Source organism: Nocardioides gansuensis (assembly GCF_003076135.1).
GTDB classification, from domain to species: domain Bacteria; phylum Actinomycetota; class Actinomycetes; order Propionibacteriales; family Nocardioidaceae; genus Nocardioides; species Nocardioides gansuensis.
The window spans coordinates 107,121-127,507 of record NZ_QDGZ01000001.1 but is presented as its reverse complement, the minus strand read 5'-3'; the positions used below and the strand labels follow the sequence as shown (position 1 = coordinate 127,507).

Annotated in this window: 22 protein-coding genes and 1 riboswitch; of the genes, 9 read left to right on the top strand and 13 right to left on the bottom strand. The window is 70.5% G+C overall.

What is annotated here, in order from left to right:
• Positions 1-38 precede the first annotated feature (38 nt).
• Positions 39-103: riboswitch (guanidine-III (ykkC-III) riboswitch) on the top strand.
• Positions 104-113: 10 nt separating this feature from the next.
• A complete protein-coding gene (locus DDE18_RS00595) occupies positions 114-428 on the top strand; it encodes a DMT family transporter (protein WP_116570306.1) in 315 nt (104 codons plus the stop codon).
• Here the strand turns inward: DDE18_RS00595 and DDE18_RS00590 are convergent.
• The 3 genes from DDE18_RS00590 to DDE18_RS00580 form a co-directional block, all read right to left on the bottom strand.
• A complete protein-coding gene (locus DDE18_RS00590; RefSeq protein ID WP_116570305.1) occupies positions 412-1,149 on the bottom strand; it encodes a B3/B4 domain-containing protein in 738 nt (245 codons plus the stop codon). The two genes, DDE18_RS00595 and DDE18_RS00590, sit on opposite strands and share 17 nt — an antisense overlap.
• Positions 1,142-1,747: a helix-turn-helix domain-containing protein gene (locus DDE18_RS00585; protein WP_116570304.1), complete on the bottom strand. Its 606-nt coding sequence runs from the start codon at positions 1,745-1,747 to the stop codon at positions 1,142-1,144. The genes DDE18_RS00590 and DDE18_RS00585 overlap by 8 nt, the downstream gene beginning before the upstream one ends.
• Before the next feature lie 153 nt (positions 1,748-1,900).
• Positions 1,901-2,650 (bottom strand): PP2C family protein-serine/threonine phosphatase, encoded by a 750-nt coding sequence (locus DDE18_RS00580; protein ID WP_133241113.1) that lies wholly within the window; start codon positions 2,648-2,650, stop codon positions 1,901-1,903.
• A gap of 177 nt (positions 2,651-2,827) precedes the next feature.
• On the opposite strand from DDE18_RS00580, the gene DDE18_RS00575 reads away from it, so the two are divergent.
• The gene (locus DDE18_RS00575; protein ID WP_116570302.1) at positions 2,828-3,196 is read left to right on the top strand and encodes an alpha-crystallin domain-containing protein; all 369 of its coding nucleotides are present in this window, start codon (positions 2,828-2,830) and stop codon (positions 3,194-3,196) included.
• A 297-nt stretch (positions 3,197-3,493) separates the two neighbouring features.
• On the opposite strand, the gene DDE18_RS00570 is transcribed toward DDE18_RS00575, so the two are convergent.
• The 6 genes from DDE18_RS00570 to DDE18_RS00545 all read right to left on the bottom strand — a co-directional run bounded on the left by DDE18_RS00570 (position 3,494) and on the right by DDE18_RS00545 (position 8,404).
• Positions 3,494-4,699, bottom strand: a complete 1,206-nt coding sequence (locus tag DDE18_RS00570; protein WP_133241112.1) for a glycoside hydrolase family 16 protein — start codon at positions 4,697-4,699, stop codon at positions 3,494-3,496.
• Between the two features lie 168 nt (positions 4,700-4,867).
• Complete coding sequence (frdD, locus tag DDE18_RS00565; RefSeq protein ID WP_245916368.1) at positions 4,868-5,248, bottom strand: fumarate reductase subunit FrdD; 381 nt, start codon at positions 5,246-5,248, stop codon at positions 4,868-4,870.
• Positions 5,245-5,634, bottom strand: a complete 390-nt coding sequence (locus DDE18_RS00560) for a fumarate reductase subunit C (protein WP_116570299.1) — start codon at positions 5,632-5,634, stop codon at positions 5,245-5,247. Before DDE18_RS00560 ends, frdD begins: the two co-directional genes overlap by 4 nt.
• A 49-nt stretch (positions 5,635-5,683) precedes the next feature.
• On the bottom strand, positions 5,684-6,427 hold the full coding sequence (locus DDE18_RS00555) for a succinate dehydrogenase/fumarate reductase iron-sulfur subunit (RefSeq protein ID WP_116570298.1): 744 nt from the start codon (positions 6,425-6,427) through the stop codon (positions 5,684-5,686).
• Positions 6,428-6,429: 2 nt separating this feature from the next.
• Entirely contained in the window at positions 6,430-8,184 is a 1,755-nt protein-coding gene (gene frdA / locus DDE18_RS00550; RefSeq protein ID WP_116570297.1) for a fumarate reductase (quinol) flavoprotein subunit, read from the bottom strand.
• Positions 8,177-8,404, bottom strand: coding sequence for a hypothetical protein (locus DDE18_RS00545; protein WP_116570296.1), 228 nt, complete (start codon positions 8,402-8,404; stop codon positions 8,177-8,179). Before DDE18_RS00545 ends, frdA begins: the two co-directional genes overlap by 8 nt.
• A gap of 206 nt (positions 8,405-8,610) precedes the next feature.
• On the opposite strand from DDE18_RS00545, the gene DDE18_RS00540 reads away from it, so the two are divergent.
• Both DDE18_RS00540 and DDE18_RS00535 read left to right on the top strand, forming a co-directional pair.
• Positions 8,611-10,161, top strand: coding sequence for a multicopper oxidase family protein (locus tag DDE18_RS00540; protein WP_116570295.1), 1,551 nt, complete (start codon positions 8,611-8,613; stop codon positions 10,159-10,161).
• A 33-nt stretch (positions 10,162-10,194) separates the two neighbouring features.
• The gene (locus DDE18_RS00535; RefSeq protein ID WP_165820964.1) at positions 10,195-12,561 is read left to right on the top strand and encodes an ATP-binding protein; all 2,367 of its coding nucleotides are present in this window, start codon (positions 10,195-10,197) and stop codon (positions 12,559-12,561) included.
• A gap of 56 nt (positions 12,562-12,617) precedes the next feature.
• On the opposite strand, the gene DDE18_RS00530 is transcribed toward DDE18_RS00535, so the two are convergent.
• Both DDE18_RS00530 and DDE18_RS00525 read right to left on the bottom strand, forming a co-directional pair.
• Positions 12,618-13,172: a TIGR03086 family metal-binding protein gene (locus DDE18_RS00530; protein WP_116570293.1), complete on the bottom strand. Its 555-nt coding sequence runs from the start codon at positions 13,170-13,172 to the stop codon at positions 12,618-12,620.
• Between the two features lie 69 nt (positions 13,173-13,241).
• Entirely contained in the window at positions 13,242-14,081 is an 840-nt protein-coding gene (locus tag DDE18_RS00525; RefSeq protein WP_116570292.1) for an alpha/beta fold hydrolase, read from the bottom strand.
• A 311-nt stretch (positions 14,082-14,392) separates the two neighbouring features.
• Here DDE18_RS00525 and DDE18_RS00520 point away from each other — a divergent pair, with 311 nt between their 5' ends.
• The 5 genes from DDE18_RS00520 to DDE18_RS00500 all read left to right on the top strand — a co-directional run bounded on the left by DDE18_RS00520 (position 14,393) and on the right by DDE18_RS00500 (position 17,441).
• A complete protein-coding gene (locus tag DDE18_RS00520) occupies positions 14,393-15,607 on the top strand; it encodes an MFS transporter (protein ID WP_211754345.1) in 1,215 nt (404 codons plus the stop codon).
• 50 nt (positions 15,608-15,657) lie between these two features.
• Positions 15,658-15,831: a hypothetical protein gene (locus DDE18_RS22720; RefSeq protein ID WP_165820963.1), complete on the top strand. Its 174-nt coding sequence runs from the start codon at positions 15,658-15,660 to the stop codon at positions 15,829-15,831.
• A 117-nt stretch (positions 15,832-15,948) separates the two neighbouring features.
• The gene (locus DDE18_RS00510) at positions 15,949-16,290 is read left to right on the top strand and encodes an ArsR/SmtB family transcription factor (RefSeq protein ID WP_116570289.1); all 342 of its coding nucleotides are present in this window, start codon (positions 15,949-15,951) and stop codon (positions 16,288-16,290) included.
• A 3-nt stretch (positions 16,291-16,293) separates the two neighbouring features.
• Complete coding sequence (locus tag DDE18_RS00505; RefSeq protein ID WP_116570288.1) at positions 16,294-16,800, top strand: SRPBCC family protein; 507 nt, start codon at positions 16,294-16,296, stop codon at positions 16,798-16,800.
• On the top strand, positions 16,800-17,441 hold the full coding sequence (locus tag DDE18_RS00500) for a dihydrofolate reductase family protein (protein ID WP_116570287.1): 642 nt from the start codon (positions 16,800-16,802) through the stop codon (positions 17,439-17,441). The genes DDE18_RS00505 and DDE18_RS00500 overlap by 1 nt, the downstream gene beginning before the upstream one ends.
• Before the next feature lie 310 nt (positions 17,442-17,751).
• Here the strand turns inward: DDE18_RS00500 and DDE18_RS00495 are convergent, their stop codons facing one another.
• Both DDE18_RS00495 and DDE18_RS00490 read right to left on the bottom strand, forming a co-directional pair.
• Complete coding sequence (locus DDE18_RS00495) at positions 17,752-18,396, bottom strand: response regulator (RefSeq protein WP_116570286.1); 645 nt, start codon at positions 18,394-18,396, stop codon at positions 17,752-17,754.
• Positions 18,393-20,381, bottom strand: a complete 1,989-nt coding sequence (locus tag DDE18_RS00490) for a sensor histidine kinase (protein WP_116570285.1) — start codon at positions 20,379-20,381, stop codon at positions 18,393-18,395. The genes DDE18_RS00495 and DDE18_RS00490 overlap by 4 nt, the downstream gene beginning before the upstream one ends.
• Between the last annotated feature and the right edge of the window lie 6 nt (positions 20,382-20,387).

Genomic DNA, 20,387 nt, shown 5'->3' with positions numbered 1-20,387 from the left:
GAGTTGGCCTCCCGGCTGCGGAGTTGCGAGACTTCTCTGCAGAGTCCCTACGGGGCTCCCGGACGAGCGGTGCCGTACCCGGTGTGCGACAAGACGGCGCCAAGGAGACTTCCATGTCCTGGCTCGTGCTCGTCCTGTCCGGTGTGCTCGAGGCTGTCTGGGCCACCGCCCTGGGACGGTCCGAAGGGCTCACCCGCCTCGGGCCGTCGCTCACGTTCGCGATCTCGCTGGCCCTCAGCATGGCCGGGCTCGCCTACGCGATGCGGGAGCTGCCGGTCGGCACGTCGTACGCCGTGTGGGTCGGCATCGGCGCGTCCCTGACCGTCGTCCATGCCATGCTCACCGGCACCGAGCCGGCGTCGCTCGCGAAGGTGCTGCTCGTCGCGGGGATCGTCAGCTGCGTCGTCGGGCTCAAGGTCCTCCACTGAGTCCCTCGTCGTCCGCGGCGATCAGGCGGCGTGCGGTCCGGACGTCCGGCCCGAGCCGGGTGAGGTGCGTAGCCAGGTCGTCCGCGGCGGCCTGGAGCGCCTCGTCGGTCATCGGCTCGAGCGCGTCGAGGATGAACAGCGCCGTGGTGGTGCCGTCGGTGAGCTGGGTCCGGCGGGCCTGTCGCCAGTTCCACCGCCGGCAGGTGACGCCGGTGTCGTCGCACCACACCACCTCGCCGGGGTCCGGGTGCTCGACCACCGACGTCCCCTCCGCCACGGTGTCGAAGGGCTCCGTGCCACTGGCGCGCACCAACCGGGCCGGCCCGGCGTACCGCGTCAGGTCCTCTCCGCCGAGCGGCACCTGGTGGAGCACCGACACCGCGTTGTAGACGTCGGTCAGCCTGTTCACCCGTGGGAGCCCCGACGCCGCGCGACGCAGCAGCGCCTCGAGGCTGTTGCGGGTCCGCTGGGGCTTGGCCCCGAAGGCCCGGTAGGCCTCCCGCCACGCTGCGATGTGGGGGAGCTCCTCCACGGCCCGGTCACGGAGCAGCTCTGCAGCCGCGGCCTCTGCGGTCTGCAGCAGCACGTCACTGGCCTCGTCGCTCGGTCCGGGGACGATCCCGTCGACGGCGAGGAGCATGGCCCGGTAGTCCGGGCGCAGTGCGAAGACGTCGTCCTCGACCTGGGCGCCGGTCAGGAGCTCCTCGATCAGCTCAGGCATGGGCGGCCTCCTTCACGGACGCCGAGCCCACGCCCGGCTCGAACACGGCGAGCGAGAAGGTGACCTTCCGCTTGCCCCGGTTCGCGTAGGAGTGCTCCACGTCGCCGTGGAAGCTGACCGCATCGCCTGCCTCCAGGGTCACCTCCTGGTCGGCGACCACCAGGGCCAGGCGGCCCTGGTGCACCTGCAGCAGCTCCTTGGTGCCAGCGGCGTGCGCGTCGCTCCCGTGCTGGTCCCCCGGGAGAAGCGTCCAGTCCCACAGCTCGACCACGTCGCGCGACTCCGTGCTTGCGACCAGCACGCCACGGCCCCCGGACTCCCCCGTCCACAGGGCCGCGCCCTCGCCGCAGCGGGTGACCTTCACCGCCTTGCGCTGGGGCGGCTCGACCAGCGCAGGCAGGCCGACACCCAGCGCGTCACTGATCCTCAGCAGGGTGCCGACGCTCGGGTTGGCGGCGCCCTGCTCGACGTTGACCAGCATCCTCCGGCTCACCCCGGAAGCCTCCGCGAGCTGGTCGAGCGTCCACCGCCGGGCCTGGCGTTCATGTCTGACGCGATCGCCGATGGCGGCCGCGAGCCGCGTGGCACTGTCGTCCATGAGTGCATGATAGTGCACATCTGGTGCACCACCTCACTGCCCCTCACGCGTCGGGTCGGAGGTGGCGGGTGGGCTACTGCCGTTCTCCGGCCGGAGCCGGTTGCACCAGTCCTGCTCGACTTCGGCCAGGTGACGGAGGAGTCCGTGGGGTGCTCAGGCAGGGTCGCGTCGCAGGATCAGGACCGCCCGGTCGTCCTCACCGCGCGTGAGATCGGTGAGGATCCGGCCGGGGGCGCCGACGAATCCGTCGGCGACCGCCTCCCGCGCGAGGTCCCGCAGCATGAGGATGCCGTCGCCGATGTCAGTGCCGCGGGCCTCCACGACGCCGTCCGTGTAGAACATCAGCGCCTCGCCGGGCGCCAGCACGCCCTCGGTGATCAGCATGGCCGGGCACTCGGTGACGCCGAGCGCGGTGCCCCGCGCGTTGTCGACGATCCACTCCGCCGCCGTCGCGCACCAGCGCATCACCGGTGGATGCCCCGCGGTGCAGATCCGGTAGCCACCGGTACTGAACCTGACCGACAGCTGCACGGCCGTCGTGAAGCCGTCGGGACGCCCACGCCGCAACAGATAGGTGTTGGCGGCGCTCATCACGTCCTCGGGGGGAAGCGCGAGCACCAGCGCCCCGAGTGCGCCCGCGAACTGGACGGCGTCCGGCACGGCGGAGGGTCCGTGGCCACACGCGTCGACCAGGACCATCTGCAGGGCGTCGCCGACCATGTCGGCGACGAAGAAGTCACCACCGTACTCGAAGCCGTCGGCCGCCAGCATGGCCGACTCCGAGTGCCAGCCAGACGGCAACGGCGGCACCTGGCTCTGGTGCTGCAGGCGCTCGCGGAGCGCGGCGAGGAAAGCCTCGCTGCGCTCGTCGGACGCCAGTTGCGCCCACCGCTCCAACACCACGGCTCACCCTAATCAGCGGTGGACACCGGGGTGGGGCTTTCCCGACAACAGCGTCTCAGGCGTCCTGTCGGGGTGTGCGCTTCGGGTCGGTCGGGTGGAGCACGGCTCCCATCCTGCATCGGGTGGCTTGATATCCGGGACCTGCGTAGTGGAATGGAAGGAAAGGAGTGATGCCTCATGGCCATCGCCACCGCCATCCTGTTGGTGCTCATCTTCGCCGGCGCGGTCCTTGCAGTCGGCTGGGGTCTGCGTTCCTACAACGCCAGGGAGTCGGCCACCGATGCCCGGTTGCACTCCACAGGCACTCCGACGGTCACCTATGCCGTGCCCCTCGGCGTCGATCCGGCGGTCATCGAGGCCGCACTCGCCCACGCCGGCTTCACCAGCATGCTGGATCGGGTCGCCCCCGCACCGAGCCTGATCATCGAGTGTGACCCGGAGGACCGCGAGCTGGTGCGTGGCCTCATCGAGGACGTCTACGTCAAGGAGTACGGCGCCAGCGGGCTCAGCCTCGGCCCCGCGACGTTCCAGGACGAGCCGCGCTAAGCCGACGACTACCAGGTCGACGCACCGGCGACGGTGGAGTCGAGTGACTCGTACAGCGGGCTGGCCCAGCATGCTCGGCATCTGCCAGCTGCGCAGAGCAGGGTGCCTGGTCCTCGGGACTCACCGACAGCGCGGGCGTGGAGGTTGCTGCCATGCGGTCGTCCTCGCGTCCCGTGGGTAAAGGTTCTGGATTCTCATGACAAGCCCATTCGAGCCGGTCCACGATAGTGCGCAAGCCCCGCAGGTGACCCGAGACGCCTGCGGGGCCTCTTCGTGTCACAGCCGGGTTTCAGCCGGTCAGGCCTCCCAGACCCGGACCCAGTCGACCTTCATCGTCTGCGGCAGCGCCCAGTCGCCGCTGTGCGACAGCTCGTAGTCCGAGGACAGCAGGGACAGGATCAGGTACTCCGGCTGGCCGGAGACGCCGACCTTGGTGCGCCACGTCTCCTTGCCGTCGATCCGGAAGATGTAGCGCTGGGGGGTCCACTCGACCGAGAACACGTGGAAGCTCTTCGACCAGCCGTCGCTGCGGTTCTTGAGGAACCCACGCGAGCGCTTGATCCAGCCGCCGGTCTTGACCTGTCCGCCGGTGGAGTCCTGGGAGTAGGTGAACGAGGCCAGACCGCCCTCGGGGTGCCTGTTGCCGAAGTACTCGACCACGTCGACCTCCGCGCCGGTCAGCGCCGGGCGCGTCTCCCCGGGAACCGAGGTCTGGGGCAGCATCCAGAAGCCGCCGTGCTGGCCGCGGGCTGAGTGCATCTTCACGCGTGCGGCAGCGAAGCCGTAGCTGAAGGAGAACTTGCCCATGGTGCCGATGTGGCCGTTGATCCGGTAGGCGTAGCGGCCGGTGGGCCTGCCCCTGATGTAGGCGGTGCACCGGTCGGTCCGGTCCGGGTCGGGCAGGACCGAGAGGCGGGCGACGCCGTCGGCGACGGTCGTGGCGCGCGGGTCGCCCTTGGAGCAGGCGCGCCGTGACTTGGGGGCGTAGATGGTGCCGCGATGGCCCCACGCGTCGCCGAGGCTGGTGCCGGAGAACTCGTCGACCCAGGTGTCCGTGAGCCAGGGGCTTGCCTTGGGCTGGCTCCTGACTTTCCCGAGGCCCTGGTAGCGCTGGGCAGTGACCCGGTAGGTCAGCGGCGTGCCGTCTCTGGCCGCGGGGGCGGCGAACTCGGCGCTCCCACGGCCATTCGTGCGCCCCTTGTCCACGGTCCTCCAGAGCTCGCCCTCGGCGACCTGCAACGCCACCGGGCGGCCCTTGACGTTGGGCTTCAAGGTGGTCACGAAGGCGGCCCGCGCGTGCGCGGCGGGCGCCCGGGTCGTGCCCTGCTGGACGATCTGCGGCAGCACCCGGAGACGGGCGCTCTGGGCGACCCGCTCGGCAGCAGCGGGGCGCCCTGCGGGTGCGACGCCCGCGGTGCCCGGCCCCGCGGTGGCCAGCACGGTGGACGGAAGGAACGCCGCGGCGGCGAGCCCGGCCACGACGAGACGGGGAGAAGAAGTCACGGGACTGATCCGATTCGGAGGAACAGGAGGCGAAGACCGAAATCGGAGTGAACCGTGGCCGTAGGAACCACCACGGCGCCGCGCATACCGGGCAGCCCGCGGTACGGAAACGCTATCACCCGGTAGCCCAGCGGTCTGCTGGTCGCTGGGCCGCGCGCTGGACCTTGCTCAGGTCGCGGCCCAGAGGACGACGACCGCGGCGATCGAGCCGACCACGGCAGCTCCGTAGCAGAGCACCGCCACCATTCGCTTCCTCTTGAGCTGGAGGCCGTCGTAGAGCGTGTACCGGAAACGGTGGGCGCTGTGGACCAGGAGGACCACGAACATGCCCAGGAGGAAGAGGAAGGTCACCGGGTGGCCGACGACGGCGAGCAGGTGGTCGTGGTCGGGCGGGGAGATCCAGCCCAGTGGGAAGGCCAGGGCGAACAGGAACACGAGCACTGGCAGGAACACGGCGGCCATCACCCCGCCGCCGCTGAACATCAGCCACACGAGCGGCTCGATCCGGCGCTTTCTCGGGCGGCGGGCGGTCATGGGTGCGGTGCTCACCGGGTCACCAGCCAGAGCACGAAGGCGGACACGACCGCCAGGCCGACGTACTGCGAGGCGACGACGAGCGAGGCGGGCGCCTTCTGACCGCGGATCCGCACGTCCATCGCCTGGGGGGTGAGGTTGAACCAGGTGACGACGTGCAGCACGAGGAACAGTGACGCGACGACGTTCAGGACCACCACCCACGGCGTCGCCGCCCAGGCGAGGAAGTCCTCGTACGCCGCCTCGCCCCGCCCGACGGCGTACACGAGCATCAGCAGGTAGACCACGAACCAGGCCACGAAGATGCTGCTCAGCTCGCGCATCACGAAGACGAAGTAGGTCGGCTTCCGCGTCCACCACCAGGTCGAGATCGGGCGGTGGTGGACGCGCACCTCGGTCATCGGGGTCCCCGCGGAAGCGGGAGCGCAGCGAGCGGTTTCGTGGGGTGAGTCATCGCGCCCCCCTCGGCAGCAGGAACGCCATCACGTTCTCCTTCGCCGCCTTCAGCTTGTACCGCTGGATGGCGCCGGCCGGGTCGACGTGCTTGGGGCACACGCGCGTGCACTCGCCGACGAACGTGCAGCCCCAGACGCCCTCGTGCTCGATGAGCACGTCGAGGCGCTCCCGCGCACCCCGGTCACGCGAGTCGAGGTCGTACCGCTCGGCCAGGGCGATGGCGGCCGGCCCGATGAACTCCGGGTCGAGCCCGTAGACGGGGCAGGCCGCGTAGCAGAGCATGCAGTTGATGCACATGCTGAACTGCTTGTACGCGTCGAGCTCCTCGGGTGTCTGGAGGTACTCACCGTCGATCACGGTCAGGTCGTCGTCGCGGATGATCCATGGCTTGACCCGCGGCAGCTTCTCCATGAAGTCGTAGAGGTCGACGACGAGGTCACGGACGATCGGGAAGTTGGCGAGTGGCTCGACCCGCACCGGCCCGGGCGCGTAGTCGCTCAGGAACGTCGCGCAGGTCAGCTTGGGTTCGCCGTCGACGTTCATCCCGCAGCTGCCGCAGATGCCCATCCGGCACGACCAGCGGAACGCCAGCGTGGTGTCCACCTCGTCCTTGACGTGGTTGAGCCCGTCGAGGACCGTCCACTCCTTGCGGAGCGGTACGTCGTACTCCTGGACCTCTGGTCCGGAGTCACCCTCGGGCCGGTACCTGGTGACCTCGAGCCGGATGCTGTCCGCCATGGCTACCTTCCGTAGATCCGTTCGCCCGGAGGCCAGCGGGTGATGGTCACCGGCAAGGACTCGACGCGCACCGTCCCGTCGGCGTTCCGATACGCCAGCTGGTGGCTGAGGAAGCGCTCGTCGTCGCGGCCCGGGAAGTCCGTGCGCTGGTGCGCCCCTCTCGACTCCTCACGCTGCAGCCCCGACTGGAGGATGCACTCGCCGATGTCGAGCATGTTGGCCAGCTCCAGGGCCGCGAGCAGCTCGGTGTTGAACGACCGGCTCGTATCCGCGATCCCGACCCTCCCGACCCGGTCCTGCAGCTCGCGGAGCCGGTCCAGGCCCTTGGTCAGGGCGGGGCCCGTCCGGTAGATGCCGGCGGCGTCCTCCATCGTCGCCTGCATTTCCTGCCGGATCGTCGAGGTGCGCTCGGCCCCCGGCTCCGCCGCGAGCAGGTCCCGCTCGAGGCGGCGGACCTCATCGGCTGCCTGGGCCTCGACGACAGCCGGTGCCGGACCGGCGGTGGAGGCGAACTCCGCGGCCGCTCTCCCGGCGCGAGCGCCGAAGACCAGGCACTCCGGCAACGAGTTGGACCCGAGCCGGTTGGCGCCGTTGATGCTGACGCAGGCCGTCTCGCCCGCGGCGTACAACCCTTCGAGCGGCGTCGCCCCGTCGATGTCGGTGTGGACCCCACCCATCATGTAGTGCACGACCGGGCGGACCGGGATCAGCTCGTGCACGGGGTCGATGCGCTCGTACTTCAGGCACAGCTCGCGCACGAACGGAAGCTTCGCGTCGATGAGCTCCGCGCCGAGATGTCGCAGGTCGAGGTGGACGATCGGACCCCAGGGCGAGTCCGACGTGCGGCCCTTCTCGACCTCGTGCACGAAGGCTTGCGACAGTCGATCGCGAGGACCGAGCTCCATGCTGCGCAGCTCCGGAGTCGGCGAGGGCTTCCCGAGGTCGTAGTCCTGCAGGTAGCGGTAGCCGTCCTTGTTCAGCAGCCAGCCGCCCTCGGCCCGCGCGGCCTCGGTCATCAGGATGCCGGTGAACGGCAGGCCGGTCGGGTGGTACTGGACGAACTCCATGTCCTTGAGCGGCGCGCCCGCGCGGTAGGCGAGGGACATGCCGTCGCCCGTGTTGATGTTGGCGTTCGTGGTGAACGGGAAGACCTTGCCGCAGCCGCCCGTGCACAGGATGACCGCCTTCGCAGTGACCGCCTGGATCTTCCCCGTGAACAGGCCGATCGCGACGACGCCGTGCACCCGGCCGTCGTCGACCAGCAGCCGGGTGACGAACACCTCGTCGTAGCGCGTGACCGCGTCGTACTTCAGGGTCGTCTGGAACAGGGAGTGCAGCATGTGGAAGCCGGTCTTGTCGGCCGCGAACCAGGTGCGCTTCTTCTTCATGCCGCCGAACGCACGGACCGCGATGTGGCCGTCCGGCTGCCGGCTCCACGGGCAGCCCCAGTGCTCGAGCTGCAGCAGCTCGCGGGGAGCCTCGTGGACGAACGCCTCGATGGCGTCCTGGTCGCCGAGCCAGTCGCTGCCCGAGATCGTGTCGTAGATGTGCTCGTCGAGGGTGTCGTCGTCGGCGATGACGCCGGCCGCTCCGCCCTCGGCGGAGACCGTGTGGCTGCGCATCGGGTAGACCTTGGAGACCACCGCCACGTCGAGGCGCGGATTGGTCTCGGCGATCGCGATCGCCGCGCGCAGGCCTGCGGCCCCGCCGCCCACGATCAGTACGTCGTGGGCGGCGCGTACGAGGCCCTCACTCACCTCGGAGCTCCTCGTCCACGAGCACCTTGCCGTGGTGGTTCACGACCGTGCGGTGGACGCTGCCGTCATGGAACTCCTCCTTGCTGATGCGGCATCCGCACGAGTAGCGGCGATCCTCGGTGACCAGGCCCTGCAGGTCCTCGGTCGTCAGGGACTCGCCGTCGTGCGACTTGCCGCAGGGCGCAAGCTGGGCCTCGAAGCGGCTGACGGTGGTCGTCACAGCGCATCTCCCTCACGAAGGGCTGTTTCCTGTCAGGGTGCTCCGTCGCGGGCCGAATGTGAAGGGGTCGGCCTGCCGTCTACGCGATGAGAGCGCTGGCTCCCGCCGAGACTGTCTGGGGGAACACCCGGAACCGTCCCCGAGACGGCCCTGGAACCTGGCCGTTCTCGTTGAGCGTGCAGGGGCCCCGCCCGAGGGTGGGGGACATGACTCTCGTGGACCCACTCGGACGACCGATCACGCAGCCTCGCCGCCGCACCCGGTGGCTGCGGTGGCTGGCCATCCCCGTCGCCCTGGTGCTGCTCCCCGTCGCGGCGCTGGTGACGGCGTTCGCCGTCACCTATACGACCGCCGACATCGACACCGTCGGCGAGGTCGACTTCGACCGGCCGCTGACGATCCCGCCGCTGGCCGAGTCGCACGTCGACGAGGGCACGCGCGTCTTCGACCTGACCATGCAGCAGGGCGAGACCGATCTGGGCCGACCGGAGCCGACGCCGACCTGGGGCGTGAACGGCAGCTATCTCGGGCCGACGCTCCGAGCAGAGCGCGGCGAGCAGGTGCTCGTCAACGTGCACAACGACCTCGGCGAGGAGTCCACCCTCCACTGGCACGGCATGCACCTCCCGGCCGCGATGGACGGCGGGCCGCACCAGATGGTCGGCGACGGCGACACCGTGTCCCCGACGTGGCAGGTCGACCAGCCGGCGGCGACGTTGTGGTACCACCCGCATCCCCACGGTGAGACCGCTGAGCACGTCTACCGCGGCGTCGCCGGGATGTTCATCCTCGACGACCCGCAGGAGGCGGAGCTCCCGCTTCCCCGGACGTACGGCGTCGACGACGTCCCCGTGATCGTCCAGGACAAGAAGTTCGAGGGTAGCGAGCTCGACGACTCCGACGGGATGTTCCGCAACAACGGGATCCTCGGCGACCAGGTCCTCGTCAACGGCACACCCGGTCCCTACCTCGACGTGACGACCGAGCTGGTCCGGCTGCGGCTTCTCAACGCGTCCAACGCCCGCGTCTACAACTTCCACTTCGACGACCACCGGCGATACCAGCTGATCGCCACCGACGGCGGGCTGCTGCCGAGGCCGGTCGAGCTCACCCATCTGGAGCTGTCTCCCGGGGAGCGCGCCGAGGTCGTGGTCGCCGTCGAACCCGGTGAGACGACCGTGCTCCGCAGCGCGCCGTCGGAGCTCTCCGGCAACCGGTTCGCTGGCGCGGACGACAGACTCGACGTACTTCAGCTCCGCGCCGCCGACCACCTCTCCCCGTCGCCGCCCCTGCCCGACCGGATCGCGGACGCGCCGACCCTCGACCCTGACGACGTCGTGAGGACCCGCGAGTTCCGGCTGTCCGGCACCACCATCAACGGCCAGGACATGGCGATGGACCGCACCGACGCCACCGTCGAGGTCGACACCACGGAGCGGTGGGTCGTGCGCAACGCGGACGGTGACCCGCACAACTTCCACATCCACGACGTCCAGTTCGTCGTCGAGTCCGTCGACGGTCGGGAGCCACCGCCGGAGCTCGCGGGCTGGAAGGACACCGTCTTCATGCCCGAGGGCCGAGAGGTGGAGCTGCTGGTGCGGTTCTCCGACTACACCGATCCGGAGACGCCATACATGTTCCACTGCCACGTGTTGCGACACGAGGACCGCGGCATGATGGGCCAGTTCGTCGTGGTGAAGCCGGACGAGCAGGCCGGCGATCCCTCGCACGACCACCACGAGGCCCACGACCACTGAAGGGCCCACGGGTCGGGGACTAGGATGAACGGCATGGGGCAGCCCGTGGAGGGTGCGACCTCCGGCCGGTTCCTGGCTTTGAGCAGCTTCGTCGGCCGTCGACATGACGTGGCCGAGGTCAGGGGATTGCTCTCCACCTCCCGCCTGGTGACCCTGACCGGACCCGGCGGCGTGGGCAAGACTCGCCTCGCGCGCGAGGTGGCGAATGCCGTACGCCGAGGCTTTCCCGATGGCACGGTCCTCGTGGAGCTGGACCAGGTGAGCGACCCGGCGCTCGTCGCGAGCACGGTCGCCGTCGCGGTCGGGCTCCGGGAGCAGGGCGGCCGCACACCGATCGAGATGCTGACCGACTACCTGGCCTCGCGGCAGGTGTTGCTCGTGCTCGACAACTCCGAACATGTGGTCGAGGCGATCGGAGAGCTCGCCGGGGCCCTCCTGCGTGCGTGTCCGGGGCTGCGCATCCTGGCCACGAGCCGCGAGTGGCTGGGCATCACGGGCGAGGTGGTCTACCCGGTGGCGCCGCTCGGGCTGCCCGAGGCCGAACGGCCCGGCACTGACCAGCCCGAGAGCCACAACCTCCTCCAGTACGGCGCCGTGGAGCTGTTCGTCGACCGGGCCACTGCGGTCGTGAACGACTATCACCTGACCGAGCGCAACAGGTCCGAGGTTGCCGAGATCTGCCGGCGACTCGACGGGCTTCCGCTGGCCATCGAGCTCGCCGCGGCGCGGTTGCGCGCCTTCTCGGAGAAGGAGGTGTTGGCCAGGCTGTCGAAACACCCCCACCTGCTGACCTCCACACTCAGCACCGCCCCGAGCCGGCAGCGGACGCTGCGCTCCTGCATCGAGTGGAGCCACGGCCTGTGCTCGGAGCAGGAGCAGCTCCTGTGGGCGCGGCTCTCGGTCTTCACCGGAGGCTTCGAGCTGGACACCGCCGAAGAGGTCTGTTCCGGAGACGGCCTGGACGTCGCCGAAGTGCCGGAGATCCTGGCGCACCTGATCGACAAGTCGATCCTGGTCGGGGAACGGCATGCCGATGTCGTCCGCTACCGCATGCTGGACACCATCCGGGAGTTCGGCCGCGAGCAGCTCGAACAGACCAGCGAGCGGGAGCGACTACGCCGCAGGCACCGCGACGCATACCTGCGCATGGTCGAGCAGGCGGATGCCGACTGGGTCAGTCCTCGGCAGGTGGAGTGGTTCGCCCGGCTGGACCGGGAGCACGTCAACGTCCAGGCGGCGGTGGACTATTGCCTGACCGAGCCCGGTGAGCTGGAGTCCGCGATGCGGATCCTGACGGCGGTCTTCCACTTCTACTGGTGGGGACGCGGCTGGGCCCGCGAGGGCCGCATCTGGCTGGCGCGGGCGCTCGACAGGCCGAGTCCGCCGACTGTGGTGCGGGCACGGGCACTGCTGACCGACGCCTCCCTGGCCCTGGCCGACGGCGAGTTCGACGTCGGCGGCCAGCGGCTGGCGGCCGCCCGCGCCATCGACGCCACGGCCGGCGATCCCGGGACCGAAGCGCTGGCCTACTGGATCGAGGGGTCAGTGGCGCTCTACAGCGGAGACCTCGCCGCCGCGACCACCGCCTTCGAGGCGGGCCTCGCCCTGCTCGAGCCCGGGCGCGACCTCACCGTGCGCCTCGACCTGCTGTTGTCGTACTCGTCCGCCGTGGCGCTGCTCGGTGACGCGGACCGCGCGACGTGGTGCCATGAGGAGTTTCTCCGGATCACCGAGCACGCCGGCGAGTGCTTCCATCGTGCCTACGCGCTGTGGACATTCGGATTGTTCGTGATGCAGCAGAGGGATCTTCCGCGGGCGGTGGAGCTGATCCAGCACAGCATCCAGCTTCGACGAGAGCTCCGAGACCTGACGGGTCTCGGGTGGTCGATGGAGTCGCTGGCCTGGGCGGAGTCCGCCCTCGAGCACCATGAACGAGCCGCGACGCTGCTGGGCGCGGCCGACCGCCTCTGGGAGATCATGGGCCGCCCCCTGGAGACCTATCAGCACATGTATCCCTTCCACGAAGCATGCGTCCAGCGCGGCCGCGAGCGGCTGGGCGACGGGAGGTTCGAGGCTGCCTTCCAGAGGGGCCGGGCGGCCAGTCTCGACGACGGCATCGGCTATGCCCTCGGCGAGCAAACCCCTCCAGCCACGGCCGTGTCGTCGACGCCGGACACGGTGCTCACGGGTCGCGAGCTCGAGACCGCCGAGCTGATCGCAGAGGGCCTGAGCAACAGAGAGATCGCGACCCGGCTGACGATCTCCGTGCGCACCGCCGAGACCCATGCGCAGCGCATCCTGACCAAGCTCGGCTTTCGCTCCCGAGCGCAGATCGCCGCCTGGGTCGCCCAGCAGCACGCTATTGGTCAAGCGCCTCCGCAGAGTGGTCCCGAGAGCTGAGGTCAGCGCGACCTTGCGGCGCGAGGAGCTCGTCGCGCCCGTCGACGGAGCGACGGCTACGGCCGTCGTCCGAACGCGTCGAGGAGCCGGAGCTGAGGCGACGCAGTGGACGGCATGCTGTCGCTCGTACCGGCGCCGTAGGCGCCGTAGGCGAGCATCTCGTCCAGGTGCCGCTCGACGAGGCTCCACAGTCCGTCGACGACTGCGGGATCGAGCGTCTCATCGAGGTCGGCAGCCCGAAGCAGGTCCCAGGCGTGGACGACGAGATCGACGAGTCGAAAGCGGAGGAAGGCGCTGGCGGGGATGTCGCCCCTCGGACCCGGGACGGTCTGATCGGGTGACGCGGCGGCGAACGCTTCCGCCTGGTTGCGCGCCGACTCGACCACTGCCGTGACGGCATCGTCTCCGAGCTGCTCAGTGCAGAGTACGGCGCGGGCGTCGTCTCGACCCACGCCTGCCAGCAGCAGGGCGGTGAACCTGTTCCCGAAGACGACGTGCTCGACCAGCTCTCGCACCGACATCTCCGACGGGGTCGGACGGTCCCACGAGGACTCCGGCAGCCGACGAACGGCGCGCTCGAACTCGGCGGACGCGGCCTCGATCAACTCCATGGCCACACGGTAATGCTGAGTCGGGCGACGCCATTGTCGGCGTGTTTCGGCGAGGACCGTGGGGTCGGGTTAGAGGTCCAGCATCGCCAGCGCGACCTGATCGGCGGCTGCGTCGGGGATCGCCGTCGAGGCCCGTTCGAGTACAAGGAGCCGTGCACCGGGGATCTCGCGTGCGAGCGCTTTGCCGCTGCCGACCGGGAAGAACGGGTCGCGACGACCGTGCACCACCAGCGTCGGCATCGCGAGCTCGGCCAGCCGCTCGCGCCAGCGCGGCTTGCAGTCGAGCCTGGCGAACACGATGCCCAGCTGGTTGGCCATCTGCACTGCGGGCACCGTGCCCGGTGTGCGGTCCCATGTGCGGGCGGCGACCGCTCGGGTGACGGCCGGGTCGTTTCCGAGGATCTCAGCGCCTTCGGCGGCGTACTCCGTCACCGCGTCGCGGTCGGACCAGTCAGGCATCGAGCGCGAGAACAGCCGGCCCATCGTCGCCGCGTCATGGTCAGGCAGGTCGTCGTCGACCGGGCCGGGGGCGACGGGTCGCGTTGCGGCGAGGGTCAGAGCCGAGAACGCCTCCGGGTGGTCGAGCGCGGCAACTTGGGCGACCATCCCGCCGACGCCGATGCCCGCCAGGTGGGCCGGCCGGTCGTCGAGTTCGCGGGCGAGTGCCGCGGCGTCGGCGGCAAGATCGCGCAGTGTGTACGCCGGCGCCTCGGGATCGACAGTGATCGACGCACCGGAATCGCGCAGGTCGTACCGCACGACGTGACGCCCGCCGCGCGCGAGGGACTCGCAGAGCGTGTCGGGCCACGAGAGCATGGTCGTGCCCCCCGCGCAAAGAACGAGCGGCGCCGCCGCGTCGCCGAAGTGCTCGACGCCGAGCGTGACGCCGTTAGCCTCGACCGTCGTCATCACAACAACTCCTCCGCGATGCCACCGGAGGCGTGGTACGAGCAGATCCTCGGATACATCGTGGCCTCCAGGACAGCGTCGTGGACGGTGGCGGGAACGACGGCCAAGCAGCGCATTCCCGACGAGTCTCGTCGCGAAGAACGTTCCCGAACTTATCGGTCCGCCCTATGGGGGACGCCCATCGAACGCACGGCACTGACGCAACCGACCTGACCTCGATTCACCAGAGGTCGGAAATCCGACGACAGACATCGGCCGAGAAGCCCAATTTCCGTGGGAGTGCTTCGGTGCCACGCCCTAGCCTGTGGCGCGTGACCACCACCGAGCGCGCCAAGCTGGCCGTCGCCGCCGTCTTCATCCTCAACGGCCTGGCGTTCGCCTCATGGGTGTCGCGGGTCCCGGCGATCAGGGACAGCCTCGACCTCACCCCGGGCCGCGTCGGCCTGCTGCTGCTCTGCCTGTCCGCCGGCACGGCGGTCGCACTCCCCCTGTCCGGCGCAGTCGTGTCGCGCATCGGACCGGCGCGAACCATCCTCCTCACGTCGCTGATGGGGGCCGTCGGTCTCGTCGTGATGGCGGCGGGGCTCGCGGCCACCGCCATCCCCGTGGTCGGGGTCGGCATGCTCGTCTACGGCATGGGCACGTCCGCCTGGGACGTCGCGATGAATGTCGAAGGGGCCGACGTCGAGCGACGCCTCGACCGCACCCTCATGCCCCGGTTCCACGCGGGCTTCAGCGCCGGCACGGTGATCGGCGCCCTCGCCGGCGCCGGCTGCGCCCGGCTCAACATCGGCCTGCCGACGCAACTGGTCGGCACCGCCGTGGTGGTGCTGGCGGCCGTACCGGTAGCCGTCCGGTCCTTCACCCCGGTCGAGACCGAGGACCCAGACGCCGAACCCTCCCCCAGCGTGCTGACCGCCTGGCGGGAGCCGCGCACCCTGATGATCGGACTCGTCGTCCTCGCCTTCGCGCTTTGTGAGGGCATCGCCAACGACTGGGTGGCGTTGGCGCTCGTCGACGGGTACGACGCCGGGGAGTCCCTGGCTGCGGCCGGGTTCGCCGTGTTCGTCAGCGCCATGACTCTCGGCCGGATCTTCGGCGGATCGGTCGTCGAGCGGCTCGGGCGCGTCACCACGCTGCGCATCACCGGTGTCCTGGTGGCTCTCGGGGTCGCCGGCGTGGTCTGGTCCCCGGGTCTTCCCGGTGCCCTGGCGGGAGCTGCGCTGTGGGGCGTCGGGGCGTCCCTCGGCTTCCCACTCGGGATGAGTGCGGCCGCCGACGACGAACGCCGTTCGGCCGGACGGGTAGCGGTGGTGAGCTCGATCGGCTACACAGCCTTCCTCGGCGGTCCACCGCTCGTCGGGCTTCTGGCCGACAGCATCGGTGTGCGCCAGGCCATCGTGGTGGCGGCGGTGGCCGGGCTGGCCGGCGCCCTCGTGGCCTGGGCCACTGCTCCGCAGCGGGTGCCCGCGGTGGCCAGCGGTTACGGTGACCGTCAAGCGCCTGCCCGTCCCCGGTCCTCATGACGTGTGGCAGCTGGTCGAACGTGGCGACGACACCCTCGAGCAGCGCCCTGTTGTACAAGATCGTCGTCGAGGCGAACACGCCGCGCTTGCGAACCCCGCTGTTGACGAGATGCAGGAAGCATTACGGCGGTCCCGCGAGCTACTTTGACGAATTCGGCTCGATCGCCCGCCGCTGGACGGATCCGGTCCATGAGAAGCAGCTGGGCAAGGTACCGAGCGGCTGATCGACTCTTGCCCGCTCAGCGGCAGGTCCGGGCGATTTCCAGTGGTCCAGAAGGACGCACATGGCTGAACGGATACCTCCGGTTGACGCATGCCGATATCAGAATATGATGGCGCCCATGGCACGGGCTGCGACGACGTCGGACGTCTTCAACGCGATCGCCGAGCCGCAGCGCCGGGAGATCCTGGTGCTGCTGCGGGCGGGTGAGCGGCCGGTGACCGAGTTGGCCAAGGAGCTGGGGATGACCCAGCCGGGGGCGTCCAAACACCTTCGGGTGCTCCGGGAGGTCGGGCTGGTGCGGGACCGCAAGGCAGGCAAGCAGCGCCTGTACGGCCTTGACGCCCGCGGCCTGCGACCGGTCCACGAGTGGACCGGCGGGTTCGAGCGGTTCTGGAACGAGAGCTTCGACCGGCTGAACGCGTACGTGCAGGATCTCAAGCAGGCACGGCAGGAGGAGTGACCGATGGCAGGGGCAAGGCAAGAAGCGCGGGCGGAGCCGGCGGCGGCCGACCGGGAGATCGTGATCTCCCGGGTCATCGACGCCCCGCGGGAGCTGGTGTTCGAGGCGTTCACCGAGGTCCGGCACCTGTCGCGGTGGTGGGGACCGGAGGGGTTCACCACCACCACGCGGGCGTTCGAGTTCCGCGTCGGCGGGGAGTGGGACTTCGTGCTGCACGGACCGGACGGGACGGACTACACCGAGTGGATCTCCTGGACGGTGATCGCCCCGCCGGAGCGGATCGCACTGCTCCACGGTGAGTCCCGCGGCGACCCGAACGCCTTCGAGTCGGTCTTGACGTTCGAGCCCGACGGCGCGGCGACCCGGATCGAGATGTGCACGGTGTTTCCCACCAAGGAGCTGCGCGACGAGGCGGTCGCGAAGTACCACGCGATCGAGGGCGGCCAGCAGACCCTGAGCAACCTGGCTGCCTACGTCACCGAGGTCGCTCGGTCGGGAGCGGAGGGCTGATGGCCGGGAAGGTGTTCTTCAGCGTGTCGATGTCGCTGGACGGGTTCATCGCGCCCGAGTCCCTCGAGGACTTGATGGGGCAGCAGTGGATGGAGCTGCAGCAGTGGATCTTCCCGCAGCGCTTCTTCCGGGAGAACCTGTTGCTCGGCGAGGGCGGCGAGGAGGGGCGCGACAACGACATCGCCCGGGAGACGTTCGAGCGCACCGGCGCGAGCGTGATGGGCAAGCGCATGTTCGACGCCGGCGAGCAGGCGTGGCCGGAGGAGGCGCCGTTCCGCACGCCGGTGTTCGTCGTGACGCACGAGAAGCGTGACCCCTGGGAGCGGCCCGGCGGGACCACCTTCCACTTCGTCAACGACGGCATCGAGCCCGCGCTCGACCAGGCGCGCGAGGCCGCCGGCGACCGCGACGTCCGCATCGCAGGCGGCGGCGCAACGATCCTGGAGTACGTCAACGCCGGCCTGATCGACGAGTTCTCGATCGCGCTGTCACCCGTGCTGTTCGGCTCCGGGATCCGCCTGTTCGAGGGCGTGGACGCGGACCGCGTGGCCCTGGAGCAGGTCCGCGCGGAGCCGACGCAGCGGGTGACCCACTTGACCTACGCAGTCCGGGAGCGGGAACTGTCTCGAACTCAGCCCTGATCCACCGAGGTGGATCAGGGCTGAGGGCGCGGGCAACGAACGCACTCGGCCGAGCCATGCTGGCTCACCCCCAGGATGGCGAGCGAATGCCCGGACGCGGAATGTTTGAAGCCGCGTACGCGAAGCGCATACGTGCCGCTGTCGCCGCCTCTCTCGCGTCCTTCCGGCGGACCTTCGTACGAAGGTGAACCGCGTCGCCGGCCGACGTCCACCTTCGCCCCGTAGGCACACCAGAGAGCCGGCCTCAGTGGTGGTGGGTTGGGCCATTCGGTCGCTCGAAACGGTGCCCGACCCACCGCCCGGGTGGGCGTCACCCCCCGCCCAGGCCGGCGGCGCGAGCGCGGGCGATTGCCTCTGACCGGTCTTCGGCGCCGAGCTTGGTGAGCACGTTGGAGACGTGGTTGCGCACGGTCTTGTCGGATAGGTAGAGCTCACGGGCAATCCGCCGGTTCTCCAGGCCGCGCGCCATCAGGTCGAGTACCTCCCGCTCCCGCTGGGTGAGCTGGGGGAACGCCTCCCGACTGCTGCCCACCGCCATGCCGGTGAAGAACCGGCCGAGCCGGTCCGCGACGGTCGGGCTGAAGACCGCTCCCCCGGCCGCAACAGTACGGATCGCGTGCAGCAGGTCGTTGCGCCCTGCGCCCTTCACGACGTACCCCCGGGCGCCGGCGCGCATCGCCGCGACCACGGCGTCGTCGTCGGCGCTCATCGTCATCATCAGGACGCGGGTGTCCGGCGCGGCGGCCAGGATCTGGGCGGTCGCCTCGACCCCGGAGAGGTCCGGCAGGTTGAGGTCCATCAGTACGACGTCGGGCCTGTGATCACGCGCGAGGGTCACGCCGCTGCCCCCGTCGTGCGCCTCGGCGACGACCTGCAGGTCCATGGCACCGGTGAGCGCCGCGCGGACTCCGTCTAGGAAGAGAGGATGGTCGTCGACGAGCAGGATCCGGGTCATCGGGCCTCCGCGGGCAGGTCTGCCTCGACCCGGGTGCCGTCCTGGCCACTGATGATCATCAGGGCGCCGCCGATTTCCTCGGCGCGCTGGCGCATCGAGGCCAGCCCGAGCGCGCCGGGACGGACGCGCTCCGGCAGTCCCGAGCCGTCGTCGACCACCGAAACCGACAGGCGGGCCGCCGTCCCCGTCACGCGGAGCGTGACCCGTCGCGCACCGGAGTGGCGGACCGCGTTGGCGAGCGCCTCGGCCGCGATCCGGTAGGCAGCCACCTCGACCGCCGCGGGCAGCGACGCGGCGAGGTTGACCTCGGCACCAACGGTGATCACCGGGGTCGACACGCGCTCGGCCAGGCCCCGCAGCGCGGGCCCGAAACCGAGGTCGTCGAGGGCGGCCGGACGGAGGTCCTCGGTGATACCGCGCAGGTCGTCGACGGCGGAGGCGAGACCGGAGGCGGCCGAGCGCAGGAGCCCGCTCACCGCCGGGTCGGCGGCCAGGTCCTGGGCCGTCTCGACCTGGAGCCGTACTCCGGCCAGTGCCGCGCCGACACCGTCGTGCAGGTCGCGGCGCAGCCGGCGTCGCTCCTCCTCGCGGGCCGTGACCAGCGAGGCCCGGCTCTGCTGGAGCCGATCGGAGAGCCGCACCGCGGCGACCGCCGGGGCCACCTGGTCGCAAACCACCGTAAGCAGGTCGGCGTCCCGCTCCCCCAGGCCAACCTCTCCGGGGCGGGCGGTCACGCGCAGCGCACCGACGACGTCGCCGCGATGCCGCATCGGCAACTCGGTCACCGGGCCGACTGGCACACCGAGGGTCGCCACGACGCGCGCGTCGGCACCATCGCCGAGGGCAAGCGCCGCGGAGCCGAGCCGCAGCGAGTCGACGACGACCCGGCAGACCTCATCGGGGAGGCCACCGAGGTCCATGCCCTCCCGGATCCCGACCGCGATCGCCTGCAGCACCCGGGCCGGCTCGGCGCGGTCGCCATAGAACATCCGGTCCACGCCGCGGTTGAGCCGGACGCCCAGAGGGTGCAGGAGAAGGCCGCACGCCGCCGCCGCGGTGACCGCGCCGACCGTCGGACCGCCCGGCAGCAGCGCGGAGACGACGAAGAACAGCGAAAGGTAGACACCAACGAGGCAGGCAGCGAGGCTCGCGCCACCGATGGCGCGGCAGACCACCAGGTCGAGGTCGTACAGCCGGTGCCGCGTGACAGCGATCCCGATCGCCACCGGCACCAGGGCGACCGCGACCGCCTGGGTGAGCGCACCGACCGGCCACGGCAGCAGCGGCTGCGCGGCGGTGTCGGCGGCCAACACGGCGGCCACGACCAGCAGCACGTTCAACTGCCTCCGGCCCAGGCCGTCGGCCCGGCGCCAGCGCACCACGGCTGCGGCCAGACCGGCGACGACGGAGGGGAGCAGGAGCACGGCGGCTCCGAGGTGAAGCGCCTTGGCCGGACCCTCGGCGTACTCGAACAGCGCGGAGCCGGCCGCCAGCATCGTCATGCCGACAACGGAGGCGACTGCGACCCAACGCCAGCGCGGGCCGGGCAGCCGCCCGTCTGGGTAAAGGAGTGGCACGAGGGTGAGCAGCGGCACGAAGCCGGGCACCCAGATCCAACTCTGCACGAACTCCCCGGCCGAGGCCACCCCCGACGCCCCCGCTACGAGGGCGGTGGCGGAGCCGGCCGTGGCGCCAGCTCCCGCCACCCCGATCACCAGGAGGAGCCACCCCATCCGACGGCCTTCGGTGCCGGAGAGGACCAACAGCGACGCGGCTGCGAAGGAGACGCCGACCGCCGCGTCGACCGGCAAGTCGCGGGCAGCGCGCTGGCCCCACGCGCCGACGGCGGTCACGGCCGCCACCCCGCCGAGGGTGGCGGCGGCCGCGACCAGCGCCAGGCCCACCGCCACGACGAAGACGACGGCGGAGCTGGCACGCGGCGCCGCGCGCCCGGCGCTACCCGGGCGCGCGACGGTGCTCGACATGGCGCG

Bases quoted from the DNA above. Each gene is read 5' to 3' on its own strand.
- DDE18_RS00595 (WP_116570306.1), top strand. From the start codon at position 114: ATGTCCTGGCTCGTGCTCGTCCTGTCCGGTGTGCTCGAGGCTGTCTGG.
- DDE18_RS00590 (WP_116570305.1), bottom strand. From the start codon at position 1,149: ATGCCTGAGCTGATCGAGGAGCTCCTGACCGGCGCCCAGGTCGAGGAC.
- DDE18_RS00585 (WP_116570304.1), bottom strand. From the start codon at position 1,747: ATGGACGACAGTGCCACGCGGCTCGCGGCCGCCATCGGCGATCGCGTC.
- DDE18_RS00575 (WP_116570302.1), top strand. From the start codon at position 2,828: ATGGCCATCGCCACCGCCATCCTGTTGGTGCTCATCTTCGCCGGCGCG.
- DDE18_RS00560 (WP_116570299.1), bottom strand. From the start codon at position 5,634: ATGACCGAGGTGCGCGTCCACCACCGCCCGATCTCGACCTGGTGGTGG.
- DDE18_RS00555 (WP_116570298.1), bottom strand. From the start codon at position 6,427: ATGGCGGACAGCATCCGGCTCGAGGTCACCAGGTACCGGCCCGAGGGT.
- DDE18_RS00540 (WP_116570295.1), top strand. From the start codon at position 8,611: ATGACTCTCGTGGACCCACTCGGACGACCGATCACGCAGCCTCGCCGC.
- DDE18_RS00535 (WP_165820964.1), top strand. From the start codon at position 10,195: ATGGGGCAGCCCGTGGAGGGTGCGACCTCCGGCCGGTTCCTGGCTTTG.
- DDE18_RS00530 (WP_116570293.1), bottom strand. From the start codon at position 13,172: ATGGAGTTGATCGAGGCCGCGTCCGCCGAGTTCGAGCGCGCCGTTCGT.
- DDE18_RS00525 (WP_116570292.1), bottom strand. From the start codon at position 14,081: ATGACGACGGTCGAGGCTAACGGCGTCACGCTCGGCGTCGAGCACTTC.
- DDE18_RS00510 (WP_116570289.1), top strand. From the start codon at position 15,949: ATGGCACGGGCTGCGACGACGTCGGACGTCTTCAACGCGATCGCCGAG.
- DDE18_RS00505 (WP_116570288.1), top strand. From the start codon at position 16,294: ATGGCAGGGGCAAGGCAAGAAGCGCGGGCGGAGCCGGCGGCGGCCGAC.
- DDE18_RS00500 (WP_116570287.1), top strand. From the start codon at position 16,800: ATGGCCGGGAAGGTGTTCTTCAGCGTGTCGATGTCGCTGGACGGGTTC.
- DDE18_RS00495 (WP_116570286.1), bottom strand. From the start codon at position 18,396: ATGACCCGGATCCTGCTCGTCGACGACCATCCTCTCTTCCTAGACGGA.
- DDE18_RS00490 (WP_116570285.1), bottom strand. From the start codon at position 20,381: ATGTCGAGCACCGTCGCGCGCCCGGGTAGCGCCGGGCGCGCGGCGCCG.